General features: G+C 68.2%; 13 protein-coding genes. 5 read left to right on the top strand and 8 right to left on the bottom strand.

What is annotated here, in order from left to right; all coding sequences use genetic code 11:
• Positions 1-50: 50 nt before the first annotated feature.
• The 4 genes from Pth03_RS39055 (at position 51) to Pth03_RS39040 (ending at position 3,514) form a co-directional block, all read left to right on the top strand.
• Positions 51-1,004, top strand: a complete 954-nt coding sequence (locus tag Pth03_RS39055; protein WP_203949558.1) for an ABC transporter ATP-binding protein — start codon at positions 51-53, stop codon at positions 1,002-1,004.
• A 28-nt stretch (positions 1,005-1,032) separates the two neighbouring features.
• Positions 1,033-1,827, top strand: coding sequence for an ABC transporter permease (locus Pth03_RS39050; RefSeq protein WP_203949557.1), 795 nt, complete (start codon positions 1,033-1,035; stop codon positions 1,825-1,827).
• Between the two features lie 24 nt (positions 1,828-1,851).
• Positions 1,852-2,643, top strand: coding sequence for an ABC transporter permease (locus Pth03_RS39045; RefSeq protein WP_239119721.1), 792 nt, complete (start codon positions 1,852-1,854; stop codon positions 2,641-2,643).
• A gap of 202 nt (positions 2,644-2,845) precedes the next feature.
• Entirely contained in the window at positions 2,846-3,514 is a 669-nt protein-coding gene (locus Pth03_RS39040) for a response regulator (protein ID WP_203949555.1), read from the top strand.
• Between the two features lie 44 nt (positions 3,515-3,558).
• Here the strand turns inward: Pth03_RS39040 and Pth03_RS39035 are convergent, their stop codons facing one another.
• From Pth03_RS39035 to Pth03_RS39000, 8 genes are all read right to left on the bottom strand, one after another.
• A complete protein-coding gene (locus Pth03_RS39035; protein WP_203949554.1) occupies positions 3,559-4,248 on the bottom strand; it encodes a response regulator transcription factor in 690 nt (229 codons plus the stop codon).
• Position 4,249: 1 nt separating this feature from the next.
• Positions 4,250-5,773: a sensor histidine kinase gene (locus tag Pth03_RS39030; RefSeq protein ID WP_203949553.1), complete on the bottom strand. Its 1,524-nt coding sequence runs from the start codon at positions 5,771-5,773 to the stop codon at positions 4,250-4,252.
• Positions 5,773-6,993 (bottom strand): universal stress protein, encoded by a 1,221-nt coding sequence (locus Pth03_RS39025; protein WP_203949552.1) that lies wholly within the window; start codon positions 6,991-6,993, stop codon positions 5,773-5,775. Before Pth03_RS39025 ends, Pth03_RS39030 begins: the two co-directional genes overlap by 1 nt.
• A complete protein-coding gene (locus tag Pth03_RS39020; RefSeq protein WP_203949551.1) occupies positions 6,990-7,520 on the bottom strand; it encodes a potassium-transporting ATPase subunit C in 531 nt (176 codons plus the stop codon). The genes Pth03_RS39025 and Pth03_RS39020 overlap by 4 nt, the downstream gene beginning before the upstream one ends.
• A complete protein-coding gene (kdpB, locus tag Pth03_RS39015; protein WP_203949550.1) occupies positions 7,520-9,607 on the bottom strand; it encodes a potassium-transporting ATPase subunit KdpB in 2,088 nt (695 codons plus the stop codon). The genes Pth03_RS39020 and kdpB overlap by 1 nt, the downstream gene beginning before the upstream one ends.
• Positions 9,608-9,695: 88 nt before the next feature.
• Complete coding sequence (kdpA, locus tag Pth03_RS39010; protein ID WP_239119718.1) at positions 9,696-11,378, bottom strand: potassium-transporting ATPase subunit KdpA; 1,683 nt, start codon at positions 11,376-11,378, stop codon at positions 9,696-9,698.
• Between the two features lie 8 nt (positions 11,379-11,386).
• Positions 11,387-11,473 carry a potassium-transporting ATPase subunit F gene (locus Pth03_RS42725; RefSeq protein WP_203949577.1) on the bottom strand — a complete coding sequence of 29 codons (87 nt, stop codon included), beginning with the start codon at positions 11,471-11,473 and terminating at the stop codon, positions 11,387-11,389.
• A gap of 235 nt (positions 11,474-11,708) precedes the next feature.
• Positions 11,709-12,428, bottom strand: coding sequence for an HAD family hydrolase (locus tag Pth03_RS39000; RefSeq protein WP_203949548.1), 720 nt, complete (start codon positions 12,426-12,428; stop codon positions 11,709-11,711).
• A 284-nt stretch (positions 12,429-12,712) separates the two neighbouring features.
• On the opposite strand from Pth03_RS39000, the gene Pth03_RS38995 reads away from it, so the two are divergent.
• The coding region (locus Pth03_RS38995; protein WP_203949547.1) for a phosphodiester glycosidase family protein at positions 12,713-15,016 on the top strand (2,304 nt) is incomplete at its 3' end.

The following is a 15,016-nucleotide window of genomic DNA, read 5'->3' as shown; positions in this document are numbered from 1 at the left end:
AAGTACATTCGCCCCGCGCGCGTGTAAATCCCGGCTGCGGAGGAGCATCGATGACCGACTCGTCGACAGTGCTGATCGATGCGCGGGGCCTGAAGAAGGTGTACGGCAGGCCCGGGGACAAGGCGGGCTTCACGGCCGTCGACGGGATCGACTTCCAGGTGCGCCGGGGAGAGGCCTTCGGGGTGCTCGGCGCGAACGGAGCCGGGAAGTCGTCGACCATGCGCATGATCGCCTGTGTGTCCCCGGTCACGGCCGGAAGCCTGCGCATCCTCGGCTACGACAGCGGCACCGACGGGGCCAGGATTCGGGCGCGGCTCGGCGTGGTGCCGCAGGACGACACGATCGACACCGAGCTGACCGTCCGCGAGAACCTGCTGATCTACGGCCGCTATTTCGGGCTGCCGTGGAAGGTTCTGCGCGAGCGGAGCTCGCGGCTGCTGGAGTTCACCCGCCTGTCGGAGAAGGCCGACGACGCGGTCGCGACCCTCTCGGGCGGCATGCGGCGGCGGCTCACCATCGCGCGCGCTCTCATCAACGAGCCCGAGATCGTGCTGCTCGACGAGCCCACGACCGGGCTCGACCCGCAGGCCCGCCACCTGCTCTGGGAGCGGCTGTTCCAGCTCAAGCAGGACGGCGTGACCCTGTTGCTCACCACGCACTACATGGACGAGGCCGAGCAATTATGCGACCGGCTCGTGGTGATGGACGCCGGGAAGATCGTCGCCGAAGGCACACCCGCCGAGCTGATCGCCCGCTACACCCTGCGTGAGGTGCTGGAGTTGCGGTTCGCCCCGGGAGAGCGGCAGACGATGACCGACAAGTGCCGCGGCCTCGCCGAGCGCATGGAGGAGCTGCCGGACCGGCTGCTGCTCTCCACCGACAACGGTGAAGAGACACTGAGCGCGGTGCACCGGCAGGGCGTCCAGCCGCTGACGGCGCTGGTCCGGCGGTCCAGCCTGGAGGACGTCTTCCTCACCCTGACCGGCCGTTCCCTTCTCGACTGATCCCCCAGCGACCGCACCAAGGGGAGATATGGACACACTGGCCAGGGCGTTCTCGGCGCCGGCGTTCCGCGAGCTCGGCTACTGGCTGTTCCGCTACCGCCGAACGTGGCGCGGCTCGATCGTGATCAGCATCGGCAACCCGCTGCTCTTCCTGACCGCGCTCGGGCTGGGGCTGGGCACGCTGGTCGACCGCGAGGACAGCGCGTACCTGCACGGCCATTCGTACCTGACGTTCATCCTGCCGGGCATTCTGATCGCCGGCGTCATGCAGACCGCCTTCCTCGAGGCGTCCGGCCCCGTCATGCAGAGCGCCCTGCCGCGTGGCAGCTACCGCGCCGCCGCCTCGACTCCGTTGGAGCCGACGGGCATCCTCTACGGGCACCTGATGTACTGGACCCTCCGAGCCACGCAGAACGCCGTTCTGTTCGTCTGTGTGAGCATGTTCTTCGGCACGGTCGATCCGGCCAGGGCGCCGTTGCTCGTGCTGATCGCGGTGCTGGTCGCCGTCGCCTTCGCCGCCCCGGCGGCAGCATGGGCGGTGACCGTGTCCCGCCCCTCCCAGATCAACGCGATGTTCCGGTTCGTGGTCCTGCCGCTCTACATGTTCTCCGGCACGTTCTTCCCGATCGAGCAGTTGCCGGTCCCGCTGCAATGGGTGGCCTGGGCGACGCCTCTGTGGCATGGCGTCGACCTCGGCCGCACGGTCGCGCTGGGCACTGCCACGCCGTACGGCGTGCTGGTCCACATCGGCTACCTGAGCGTGATGGTGGTCGCCGGCCTGTACGTGGCCCGCCGCACCTACCGCCGCAAGCTGTACGTCTGAGAAAGAGGAGGCTTCGTGACGGCGATGCCGACCGGCGCGTCCGCCGAGATCCCCCTGCGCCCCGGCCGGGCGTGGACGATGGTCGAGCGCAACCTGATGATCTACCGCCACACCTGGCCGGTCCTGCTCGCCGAGATCTTCGAACCCATGCTGTACCTGCTGGCGTTCGGCGTCGGCGTCGGTCTGCTCGTCGGCGATGTGCCGGGCCTGGGCGCCTCGATCTCCTATCCGCAGTTCGTGGCCCCGGCGCTGCTCGCCACGGCCGCGATGAACGGGGCGATGAACGAGACCACGTTCAACATGTACGGCAAGCTCACCACCGACAAGACGTACGAGTCGATCCTCACCACGCCCATGTCGGTTCGCTCTGTGGCGCTCGGCGAGGTGTTCTGGGCGCTCGTGCGCGGGGCCATCGTCGCCACCGTGTTCCTGGTCGTCGTGAGCATCTTCGGCCTGGCCAATCTGCCGGAGGCGCTACTGGTCATTCCGAGCGCTCTGCTCATCGGCTTCGCCTTCGCCGCGGTCGGGCTGCTCACGGTGACGTTCCTGCGGAGCTGGCAGGACTTCCAGCTGATCCAACTGGTGATGCTCCCCATGTTCCTGTTCGCCACCACGTTCTTCCCGCTGGACGTCTACCCGCGTCCGGTCCAGGTGTTCGTGGAGGTCCTTCCGCTCTACCACAGCGTCGAATTGGTCCGGGCGGCCTTCCTCGGCACCGGCGGCAACCCCGCCGTCGCCGTGATCTATCTCGCCGTGCTCGGCATCGTGGCGCTGGCCGTCGCCGTACGCCGGCTGGAAGACACGTTGCGTCCCTGATCCTGGCCGGTGTTCACCCTTTCTCTACTGGGATGGGTTGGCGCTTCACCTCGCCTCCACCGGCCGGGTGACGACACTGTCCTCGTGGCAGACGCGCCGATAGTGCCGGGATGGGGTTCACGCGCGCGACGCCAGGGGGAGGTCTCACCATGATCCTTACTCTGCCCATGGCGTCGGCGGCGCGTTCCGTACAGGTGTCCTCGTGACCCGTGTTCTCATCGTCGACGACGACGCGCAGATCCTCCGGGCACTCCGGATCAACCTGGTCGCCCGCCACTACGAGGTCGCCGTCGCGGCAGACGGTGGAGCGGCGTTGAGGGGCGCCGCCGACTGGCATCCCGACCTCGTCGTGCTCGACCTCGGTCTGCCGGAAATCGGCGGAGTCGACGTCATCCACGGCCTGCGCGGATGGACCAACATCCCGATCATCGTCCTGTCCGGCCGTACCGGAAACCAGGACAAGGTCAACGCCCTTGACGCCGGCGCCGACGACTACATCACCAAGCCCTTCAGCATCGACGAACTGCTCGCCCGTATCCGGGCTGTGAGCCGGCGCGCGTCCATCCAGGAGGCCGAACTCGCCCGCATCCAGCTCGGCGACCACACGGTCGACCTGGTCAGCAAGACGGTCACCGGTGAGATACGGCTCACGCCCACCGAATGGCATCTCCTGGAGATCCTCCTGCGCAACCCGGGCAAGCTGGTCAGCCAGCGCCAGTTGCTGACCCAGGTCTGGGGCGCTGAGTTCGTCACGGCGACTCACTACGTGCGCCAGTACATGGCCCAACTACGCCGCAAGCTCGAGCGGGACCCCGGTCGCCCCGATCACCTGATCACCGAGCCGGGCATGGGCTACCGCTTCAAGCCCTGAAAGGCTCACCTCATGGGAGAGCCACGGAAGTTACGTGGTGATCGCTAAGAGTCGGTGGCCTTGAGCCGGTAGCCCACGGAAGGGTCGGTCTGCAGGAAGCGGCCCTGTTCGTCGTGGAGTTTCCTGCGGATCCGGTAGGCGTAGACCTTGAGGTAGTGGGTCTCGTTGGCGTACGCGGGCCCCCAGACGTTCTCCATTATCAGGCGGCGGGTGCAGACCTTGCCGACGTGCCGGGCGAGGTAGGCGAGGAACTCGAACTCCTTGGGCGTGAGGTCGAGTGGCGCACCTTGCAGGGTCGCCTCGCAGTGCTGCAGGTCGAGCGTGAGGGGTCCGACCTGGAGCTCACTGTCGTCGCCGTTGGCGACGCCGGCGTTGTGATGGTGGCGTAGCGCGACCCGCAGCCGAGCGTCGAGTTCCCGCATGCCGAAGGGCTTGGTCATGTAATCGTCGGCTCCGCCGTCGAGCGCTTCGACCTTGCGGTCCTCGGCTCCGTCGGCGGAGAGGACGACGATGGGGGTGTCGGTCCACCCGCGGACCCGGGTGCAGACCTCCATCCCGTCGAGGTCGGGGAGGCCGAGGTCGAGGACGATCACGTCAGGTCGCCACAACGCGACGGCGGACAGTGCTTCGTCGCCGGTCGGGGCGGTGCGCACCTCGTGACCGAGTGCCTGCAGGCCGACCCGGCAGGCGTTCAGGAGCGCGATGTCGTCATCGATGATCAGCACGGCTGACATGTCAGGATCTTTCTCGTAGTGGCGCGGCGACGGGCAGGGTGAAGCAGAAGCGCGCACCCCCGCCGGGGGCGTCTTCGACCCAGATGCGTTGCCGGTGGGCGTCGACGAAGGTCTTGGCGATGGCCAGTCCCAGTCCTGAGCCGGAGTCCCCCTGCCGGCGCATGAACAACCCGAAGATCTCGCCACGCCGGTCAGGGCTGACGCCGGGACCGTGGTCGGTGACGGACACGGTGATCGTGGTGGGATCGGCACGCCGGGCCGCGATGGTGATCGGGCTGTCCTTCGGCGAGTGTCGGATGGCGTTCTCCAGCAGGTTGGTGAGCACCCGGGCGATGAGCACGACGTCGACGTCGATGAGCGGGAGGTCGTCGGGCAGGTCGAGAACGGGTGGGCTGTGCCGGCCGACCGGCAGATCGGCGAGGACGGTGTCGACGAGGTCGTGCAGGCGGGTGATGCCGGACCGGGGCTGGAGCATGCCGGCCTGTACACGGGTCATGTCGAGCAGGTTGGTGACCAGGACGGCGAGCCGGTCGACCTGAGTGTCGACCAGGACCGCGAGGTCATGCTGGGCATGGGGGTCCAGCCCCTTGCTCAGTTGCGGGTCGGCGAGGATGGACGAGGACGCCTTGATCGAGGCCAGCGGGGCTCGCAGATCGTGGGAGACGGCCGCGACGAGCGTACGGGCGAGGCGTTCGACTTCCTCGGTCAGCCCGGCACGCAGGGCATGTTCGCGCAACTGCGCGCGTTCGACGGCCAAGGCGATCTGGTTGGCGAACAGCAGAAGCGGTTCGCGCTGCCGGCCGGTGATCTCAGTGCCAGAGACGGTCAACATGCCGACCGGGCGTCCGGCGGCGACAAGGGCGATCCCGAACGGGTTGGTGCCGTCGGGCCGTTCGGCGTCCAGGCTGGCCAGTCGGCCTGGAGAGGGCTGGAGCCGGCGCCGGTCGTCCTCGGTGAGCGGGGCACCGGCCGAGGCGACGATCTCGAGATCGTCGTTGCGGGGCAGCAGCAAAGCCACCTGGTGGGCGTCGAAGACATCTCGCAGGGCGGTCACGATGACCGTGAGCAGTTCCTCGAGCGGTTTGTCCTCAACCAGTAGAGCGGACAACTCGAACAGTTGCCGGATCTGTGCCGCCCGCTGCCGCGCCTGCGCGCGGGCGGTGTTCATGCTGGCCACTACTCGAGCGACGGGGACCATGATCACCGCATAGACGCCGAGCGCGACCCAGTTCTCGCTCGCGCCGACCTCGAGCGTCAGATAGGGCGGGATGAAGAAGAAGTCGTAGACGAGGAATCCGCCGATGACGCTGATCACACCGGCCGGAAAGCCGCCGATCACGACACCGACCACGACAGGCACGACCAGCACCAGCGCGGTGGTGGCGATGCTCAGGTCCCCGCGGAATGGCAGCATGGCGAGGGTGAGGATGGCCATGGTCGCCAGGGCCGCGGACGACCCGGCGATGGTCAGCCTCCGAGCGGTCTTCGTGTCGCGATCCTCCCGCCATGTGATGGTGTAGTCCATCATCGCCCCTGCGGCCGGCCTTCCATTGTCCGGGGATCGCCGTCCGGCTTGCCCCCGTCTGACGGACTCGTCGCCGAAGAAGGGGCCTGGGCGACGACATGGACGTCAATGCCTTCGTTAGCAGCGCGTCTGCTGAGGCGCCGGACCGTCGAGCCTGAGCCGAGCAAGGGGATTCGGCGACCGCGCCCGCCCGGGCCGACCACAATCTGAGTGATCTGCCGCTGCCCGGCGAAGTCCACGAGGGCGGCGGCGGGGTCTTCACCGGACAGGTCGGCCCATTCGGCGCCGAGGTCATCCGCCAGACGGCGCAGCGCATCGATCTTCATGTCGAACGGGTCGTCGTCGCCGACCACGACGTGGGCGACATGCAGGTCGGCCTTGAGGCGGGCGGCGAGCCGGGCGCCGCGGCGCAGCACCGCATCGCTTCCGGGCGCGGTGCTCACCCCCACGAGCACCCGCTCGGCGGTTTCCCCGCGGGTACGGCCGGGCCGCCCGCAAGAACGGCCCTCCAGTTCGTCGGCGAGGAACCGCAGCGTGAGCTCGCGCAGCCCGGTGAGGGTCTCGGTCGTGAAGAACCCGCGTAGTGCCTCACGGGCGCGGTCGGGCGGGACGATGTCGCCGTACAGCAGGCGGCGGCGCAGTCGTTCGGGTGAGGAGTCGACGAGTTCGATCTCGTCGGCGCCGCGGATGACGGCGTCGGGGACCCGTTCCCGGACCGCGATGGCGGTGATCCGCTCGACCACGTCCGCGAGGCTTTCGATGTGCTGAACGTTGACGTTGGTGATCACATCGATCCCGGCGGCGAGCAGGTCGGATACGTCCTGCCAGCGCTTTTCGTTGCGCCCCGCGCCGGGCACGTTGGTGTGCGCCAGTTCGTCGATCAAGGCGACCTGGGGCCGGCGGGCCAGCACGGCCTCCAGGTCCCTCTCCTCGAATCGTGCGCCCCGGTATTCGACGATCTTGCGCGGCACCACTTCCAGTTCGGCCAGGTGGGCCTCGGTCCCGGGCCGGCCGTGCGTCTCGACCAGCGCGACGACCACGTCGTCGCCGCGCCGCCGGCAGCTGTGGGCCTCGTCGAGCATGGCGTAGGTCTTGCCGACGCCGGCCGCCGCGCCCAGGTAGATCCGGAACCGTCCAGCCCCTCCGGTGCGCATCTCCTCGATGGGCCGGGCGATGGGCGGCTCGGCGCGAGGGCCGTCGTCGGAACGCTGGGTCGTCATCTCAACGTCGCGAGCTCCTTGTTCAGCTCCAGCACGTTGACGTGCGGAGCGCCGAGGAATCCCCACTGCGGCCCTTCCACGTGGCGTTCCACCAGCGCGCGCAGTTGGTCGTCCGACAGGCCGCGGGCCTTCGCCACCACGGGGACCTGCGCGTACGCGGCGGCGGGACTGATGTCGGGGTCGACGCCGCTGCCCGACGCGGACACCAGGTCCTGGTGCGGGGTGAGGCCCTGCTTCTCCAGACCGTCGATCCGCTCCTTGTACTTGTCCAGCAGGTCCTTCGACCGGGGCCCGAGGTTGGACCCGCCGGTGGCGTTCGGGTCGTCTCCGTCGGGGCGGCCCTGGAACCACTGCGGTCCGGTCCAGTTCTGCCCGATGCGCGTCGAGCCGAGCGGGGTGAGCGAGCCGTTGGCCTGATGGTTGAACAGCGCCTGTCCGATGCCGGTCTCGGCCAGCGGATAGGCCAGGCCGAGCATGATGAAGAAGATGATCGAGACGGTGACCGCCCGTCGCAGGTCCAGCAACATCAGTACGCTCCGAGCGCGGTGAGGATCAGGTCGATCAGCTTCATGCCTATGAACGGGACGATCAGCCCGCCGAGGCCGTAGATGAGCACGTTGCGGCGCAGGATCGCCGTCGCTCCCGAGGGGCGGAACCGGACACCGCGCAGCGCGAGCGGGATCAGCGCGATGATCACCAGTGCGTTGAAGATCACCGCGGAGAGCACCGCGCTCTGCGGACTGTGCAACCCCATGATGTTCAGACCGTCCAGCTGCGGATAGGTGCTGACGAACAGCGCGGGGATGATCGCGAAATACTTGGCCACGTCGTTGGCGATTGAGAACGTGGTCAGCGCGCCCCGGGTCATGAGCAGCTGCTTGCCGATCTCGACGATCTCGATGAGCTTTGTCGGGTTGGAGTCGAGGTCGACCATGTTCCCGGCCTCTTTGGCGGCCGTGGTCCCGGTGTTCATGGCCACGCCGACGTCGGCCTGCGCGAGCGCGGGCGCGTCGTTGGTGCCGTCGCCGGTCATCGCGACCAGCTTGCCGCCCTCCTGCTCAGCCTTGATGAGCCGCATCTTCGCGTCCGGTGTCGCTTCGGCGAGGTAGTCGTCGACCCCGGCCTCCTGCGCGATCGCGGCGGCGGTCAGCGGATTGTCACCGGTGACCATGATCGTACGGATGCCGACCCCGCGCAGTTCGGCGAAGCGTTCCGCGATGCCCTGCTTGACGACGTCCTTGAGCTCGATCACTCCCAGGACGCGCGCCTCGTCGGCCACCACGAGGGGGGTGGCGCCCGCACGGGCGATCCGTTCGACGATCGGGTCGAGTTCGGCGGGCAGCGTGCCGCCTTGCTCGGTCACCCACCGCTTGATGGCGTCGGCCGCCCCCTTGCGGATTCGCCGGCCGTCCGTGTCCAGGCCGGACATGCGGGTGGTGGCGCTGAACGGCACGAACACGTGATCCGGCGCCAGGTCACGCTCGCGCAGCCCGAAGTGCTGCTTCGCGAGCACGACGATCGAGCGCCCCTCAGGCGTCTCGTCGGCGAGAGAGGCCAGTTGGGCGGCCTCGGCGAGATCCCCCTCGCTGAACCCGCCGACCGGGTAGAACTCCGAGGCCATCCGGTTGCCCATGGTGATGGTGCCCGTCTTGTCCAGCAGCAGCGTCTGCACGTCACCGGCGGCCTCGACCGCGCGGCCGCTCATGGCCAGCACGTTGTGCTGCACCAGCCGGTCCATGCCGGCGATACCGATCGCGGACAACAACGCTCCGATGGTGGTCGGGATCAGACAGACGATCAGCGCGATGAGGACGATCACCGACACCTGGCCGCCGGCGAACTCGCCGAAGGGCTGCAGGACGACCACGACCGGGATGAAGATGAGGGTCAGCGCGGAGAGCAGGATCGTCAACGCGATCTCATTGGGTGTCTTCTGCCTCTTCGCTCCCTCGACCAGGCTGATCATGCGGTCCAGGAACGTCTGCCCCGGCTCGGCGGTGATCCGTACCACGATCCGGTCGGAGAGCACCCGGGTGCCGCCGGTCACCGCGGACCGGTCACCGCCGGATTCCCGGATCACCGGGGCGGACTCACCGGTGATGGCGGACTCGTCGACCGAGGCGGCTCCCTCGGTGATCTCCCCGTCGGAGGGGATGACATCGCCTGCTTCGCAGACCACCAGGTCACCGGTCGACAGTTCGGCGGCGGGCACCCGCTCCTCGGCGCCATCCCGCCGGAGTCGCCGCGCGTCGGTCTGGGTGCGTGTCCTGCGCAGGGTATCCGCCTGCGCCTTGCCGCGCCCTTCGGCCATCGCCTCGGCGAAGTTGGCGAAGAGCACCGTGAGCAGCAGCCAGATCATCACCGACCAGGAGAAGACGCTCGGGTGGGCGATCGCCTCCAGCAGCGTGATCACGGTGCCGATGAGCACCACGAACATGACCGGGTTCTTGATCTGGATGCGGGGATCGAGTTTGCGCAGCGCGTCCACGGCGGCCACGCGCATGATCCGTCCGTCGAACAGGCTGCGCCGGCTCACCAAGCCGCGCTCGCCCGGAACGCCCGGCTGGCCGGGGGCGCCAGAGTGACCCGCGTCGAGGACCTTGAGGTCCGGCATCAGGATTTCCTTTCACGAACAGGCATGAACGCACCAGGCGGCAAGGGGGCCTGCTCCCCCGGCATGAGCGGGGGCACCAGAGGGGGCATCAGAAGAACATCCCGTGACTGAGCTGCTCCACGATCGGGCCCAGGGCGACCGCGGGGAAGAAGGTCAGGGCGCCGATGATGAGGACCACGCCGGTGAGCAGGCCGACGAACATCGGCTTGTCGGTGCGGAAGGTTCCCTGCGACGTGGGGACGACGTTCTTCTCCGCGAGGCTTCCCGCCAGCGCGAGGACCGGGACGATGATCGCGAACCGGCCGAGCAGCAGGCCGATCGTGCCGGTGATGTTGTAGAAGGGGGTGTTCGCGCTCAGTCCGCCGAACCCGGATCCGTTGTTGTTCGTCTGCGAGGTGTAGGCGTAGAGGATCTCGGAGAACCCGTGCGGTCCGGCGTTGAGCGGGCCGATCTTCCCGGCGTGCACCGACACGGCGATCGCGGTGAGCACCAGCACGGTGATCGGCATGACCAGCACTCCGAGGGCGGCGAGTTTCACCTCCCTGGCCTGGATCTTCTTGCCGAGGTACTCCGGCGTCCGCCCGACCATCAACCCGCCGATGAAGACCGTGATCACGGCGAACAACAACATCGAGTACAGGCCCGTGCCGACACCGCCGGGACTGACCTCGCCCAGCATCATTCCGGTGAGCAACGCCATTCCGCCGATCGGCGTGTAGGAGTCGGCCGCCGAGTCGACGCTGCCGGTGGACGTCTGCGTCGAGGTCACGTCGTAGAGCGACGACGACAGCGTGCCGAACCGGGTCTCCTTGCCCTCCATGTTGCCGCTGGGCTGCGATGTCACTCCGGCCGCTGCGAGCGCGGGGTTGCCCTGCTGCTCGGCGACGCCGGCCATCGCGAGCCATCCGCCGAACAGGACCGTCATGACCGCCAGGATCGCCAGGCCCTGGCGGAGGTTGAACACCATCTTGCCGAAGGTGTAGGTGAGCGCCACCGGGATGCACAGGATCAGCACGATGGACAGGAAGTTCGTCAACCCGGTCGGGTTCTCGAACGGTCCGGCGCCGTTGGCGTTGAAGAACCCGCCGCCGTTGGTGCCCAGCTGCTTGATCACCTCTTGGGAGGCGATGGGTCCGCGGGGCAGCGTCTGGCTCGCGCCGTTGAGCGCGTTGTGGACCTCGGCGGGCCCGGACATCGTCTGCAGCGCGCCCTGCCAGATGAACACGATCGCGGCGACGAACGCGATCGGCAGCAGCACGTAGATGGTGCCGCGCACCAGGTCGACCCAGAAGTTCCCGATCGTCTTCGATCCCTTGCGGGCGAAACCGCGAATCAACGCGACCGCGACCGCCATGCCCACCGCGGCGGACAGGAAGTTCTGCACCGCCAGGGCACCCATCTGCGACAGGTACGACATGGTCGTCTCGCCGGCGTACGACTGCCAGTTCGTGTTGGTCACGAACGACACAGCGGTGTTCCAGGCCGTATGCGACTCGACGCCGGGCATGTGCTGCGGGTTGAACGGCAGATGCTCCTGCAGCCGGAAGACGCCGTAACTGATCAACAGTGCGATCGCCGAGAAGACGATCACCGATGAGGCGTATCGCTTCCAGGTCTGTTCGGCCTTCGGGTCTGCCCCGATCACTCGGTAGATCGGTCGCTCGACCTTGGCCAGCCACCTGACCCGGCCCTCGTACACCGCGACCATGTAGGCGCCGAGGAACCGCCAGCACAACGCCAGAACCACGACCAGTGCGACGATCGTCCACACGAAGGCCACTAGAACCACTCCGCCTTGAAGAGCGCGGTGCCAAGGTAGATGAACACCGCGATAGAAACTGCGAGTAAGAGGATGCTTACGCTCATATGCGATCAAGCCCCCAGATGAGGCCCAGCATCGCGAGCGTGAAGCCGATGATTCCGAGCATTACAAGCACGTCAGCCACGGAAGCAGTGTCGTCACGCAGCCGGTGGAGCCGAGGTGAAGGCCCGACCCGTCCCAGTGGAGAAACGGTGAACGGCAGGGCCTGAACTGCCGTTCACCCGAAGGCAGCGGCAGTTGCTTTCGACGGGCTCGCGGGGCTTCGATCAGTCGGCGACATCACCCGATGCCGGACGACGCTCCAAAACGAATATCGCGACGCAGCAGCCCGGACAGCTGGCCGAGATCGGTGATCCGCACCAGCTCGGGACGCCCGCCGACGCCGCCCCGGTCCAGCCAGACTCCGGCGAGCCCCGCGGCCACCGCGCCGCCGGCGTCGATGTCGGGCTCATTGCCGACGTACAGGACTTCGCCCGGGTCCAGATTCAGCGCGTCACACGCCGCGTGGAAGGCGGCGGCCTCGGGTTTGGACACGCCGAGCTCGGCCGCGCACAGCACGGCCTCGAAATGGTCCCGCACCCCGAGGATGCGCAGCTTGCGATCCTGGTAGCTCAGGCTGGAGTTCGACAGAACGGCCTGCCGGTAGTCGGCGGCGAGCCCGTCCAGCGCCGCGAGGCTGTCGGGAAAGAGCGCCCAGCAGGCTTCGAAGTGGACCATGTAGCGCCCGAACCAGGAATCCGCCTCGGAGTCGTCCATGTCCGTGTCGAGGAAGCCCCGGACCCGCGCCCGGCGCTGCCCCAGGAAATCGGTGTCCCGCGCGGCGAACCGTGCCCAGTGCAGGTCCGTCTGGGCCTGCCAGTGGCGAAGGGCGTCGTCGACGGAAGGAAACAGATCGGCCAGCCCTTCGGCCGCCAGATGGTTTCGCATGCCGGCTCGATCGGCACCGGTGTAGTCGAACAGGGTGTCGTCGATGTCCCAGAGCACGGCGCGGATCCGCATGAAAACACGCTACGCGCCCGGCGGCCGTAGGACGCGGGCCAGTCGCCCAGGAGGCGGCGCTGTGCAGGGTGAGGCCCTATCGCGGTCGCGTACCCATGGCCGCATACCGCCGTGGGTGCGGCCGCCTATTCCGTCCGGGTTCACCACCTGATCGAAGTGGCGTCACCCGCGGGTACGAGTTGACCGTTTTGATCAAGTATGCGCCCTTGATCCAATTGGGTGTAGCGGAGGTGTCATCGCCTCCGCTCATCTCTTGAGCCGAGGTTTCTATGAGATCTAAGGTCTTGAACCATCAGGCTGGGAGGCCACTGCTGGTGGCGCTCGCCGCGGCGACCGCGCTGGCCGTCTTCCCGGCCGCCGCGTACGCGGACGCGGGTCAGCCCGCGCCGGTCACCGGCGGACTTCCCTTGATCAACACAACCGAGAAGATCGGTCCGGGGATCAACCTGCAGCATGTGCAGGCGCTCGACCAGAACGGCTGGTACAACGCACGATTCCTGACCGTGGACCTGTCCAACAGCGCGGTCGGCACGGACCTGCTGACCGCCGGACCGGTCGCGTCCGGCGGGCCGCTCAGCGTGGCCGCCGACAAGGCCGGCGCCGTCGCGGGCGTCAACGGCGACTTCTACGACCTGGGCAACTCCACCGCGGCGCACGGTGCCGAGATCCAGAACGGGCAACTGCTCAAGACCTCCAACCTCGGCGGCCCGGAAGCCGCCCAGGCGCAGCCGCACGTCGGCGTCAGCAAGGACGGCATCGCCCAGCTCGTGAACCTCATGGTCAACGCGTCCGCGAACTTCGCGGGCACGGACCACAAGGTCCTGTCGGTCAACGCGGCGGACCCCGAACCCCACCCGGTACCCGCGGACGGCATGGTCGCGTTCACGTCCGCGTGGGGCACCTACAGCCGCAACCGCCCGTTCATCGGCGTGGACAGCAACCTCGCCGAGGTCCTCGTCCAGAACGGCAAGGTCGTTTCGGTCACGCCGAACGGGCCCGCGGGCTCGGGGACGATCCCGGATGACGGGTTCTACCTGGTCGGACGTGACGCCGCGGCGACCGCGATCCGCGCGCTGCAGCCGGGCGACCCGGTGACGCTGAGTTGGGAGCTTGCCGACCCGGTCGCCAAGACCATGAAGTTCGCGCTCGGCCACGGCGGCACCGGCGAGGGCGTCATCATCTCCAACGGCCAGCCCCGCGCCGGCCTGGACGACACCGCGATCTCCCCGCGCACCTCGTTCGGCTTCAAGGACGGCGGGCACACACTCGTGCTCGCCCAGTGGAACGGCCCGGGCGGCACCGGCAAGGGCGGCGTCACGATCAACAAGGTAGCCCGTGACATGGTCGCGATGGGCGTGCAGACCGCGGTCATCCTCGACAGCGGCGGCTCGAGCGAGATGGTCGCCCGCGCGCTCGGCGAGGACCACGTGACCATTCGCAACACCCCGTCCGACGGCGGTGAGCGCAGCAACACGAACGGTGTGGGCGTCTTCGTCTCCAAGGGCGACGGCAAGCTGCACCGGCTCCTCGTCAAGCCCGCGCCGGGCGCGGCGTCGGCCGACGGCGGCGTGAAGGTTTTCCCGGGGCTGCACCGTGCGCTCCTCGCGCAGGGCGTCGACGACCACCAGACGCCGGTGACGGTCGAGCCGAAGTCCGTGCGGTGGTCCGCTCACGGGGCGTCCGTCAAGGACGGCGTGCTCGCGGCCAAGCCTGACCCGCACGGCCCGATCACGGTCGACGCGAAGGTCGGTCACGAGAAGGCGCGTGAGAATGTCACCGTCCTCGACCCGGTCGACAGCGTCGAGCTGTCGTCCCAGCGCCTGTCGATCGCCGACGCGACGCCCGCCAACGCGGTCACCGTCTCCGTGACCGGCCGCGACGGCCAGGGCTACACGGCACCGATCGACCCGCAGGACCTTTCGCTGGACTACGACCACAGCGTCGTGGACATCCAGCCGGTCGACGGCAAGCTGAAGATCACCCCGCTCACCGCCGCGGGCACGATCCTCACGGTCTCCGTCGCCGGCAAGTCTGTGAAACTCCCGATCACGATCGGCGTACAGACCAAGACGGTCTACGACTTCGACGACAACGTGCTCACCCGCTGGCGCAACAACAGCACCGCGGCCACCACGTTCTCGGCCGACCCCGACGGCCTGCGCATCGACTTCAACGGGATGCGCAACGTGGGCATCGCGCCGGCGTCGGCGGCCCAGCGCGTCCCGGTGCCCGGCCAGCCGTTGCGGCTGCGGATGCGGATCAAGTCGAGCATCAGCGTGCCGAACGGTCTGACGTACCTGCTCTACTACGACGCGAACGGCAAGAGCACCGGCATCTACGGCACCGGCCTTGCCGCGAGCAGCGACTGGCAGAACGTGACGTGGACACTGCCGGCCAACACCGCGTTCCCGATCACGATCAACAGCTTCCAGGGCATCAACACGAGCGTCACCCAGCAGAAGCCGGGCACGTTCGTCCTGGACCGCATCGAGGCCGACATCCCGACGTCGATCGACCTGCCCGCCCAGCCCGGCCTGCAGGCCGACCCGCTCATCTCCGACGACGGCACGCTGCCCGAGGGGCACGAC

Origin of the sequence: Planotetraspora thailandica, from assembly GCF_016863335.1 — a bacterium.
Taxonomy (GTDB): Bacteria; Actinomycetota; Actinomycetes; order Streptosporangiales; family Streptosporangiaceae; genus Planotetraspora; species Planotetraspora thailandica.
Note: the sequence above shows the minus strand (reverse complement) of the source record. Positions and strands in the feature narration are given on the sequence as shown.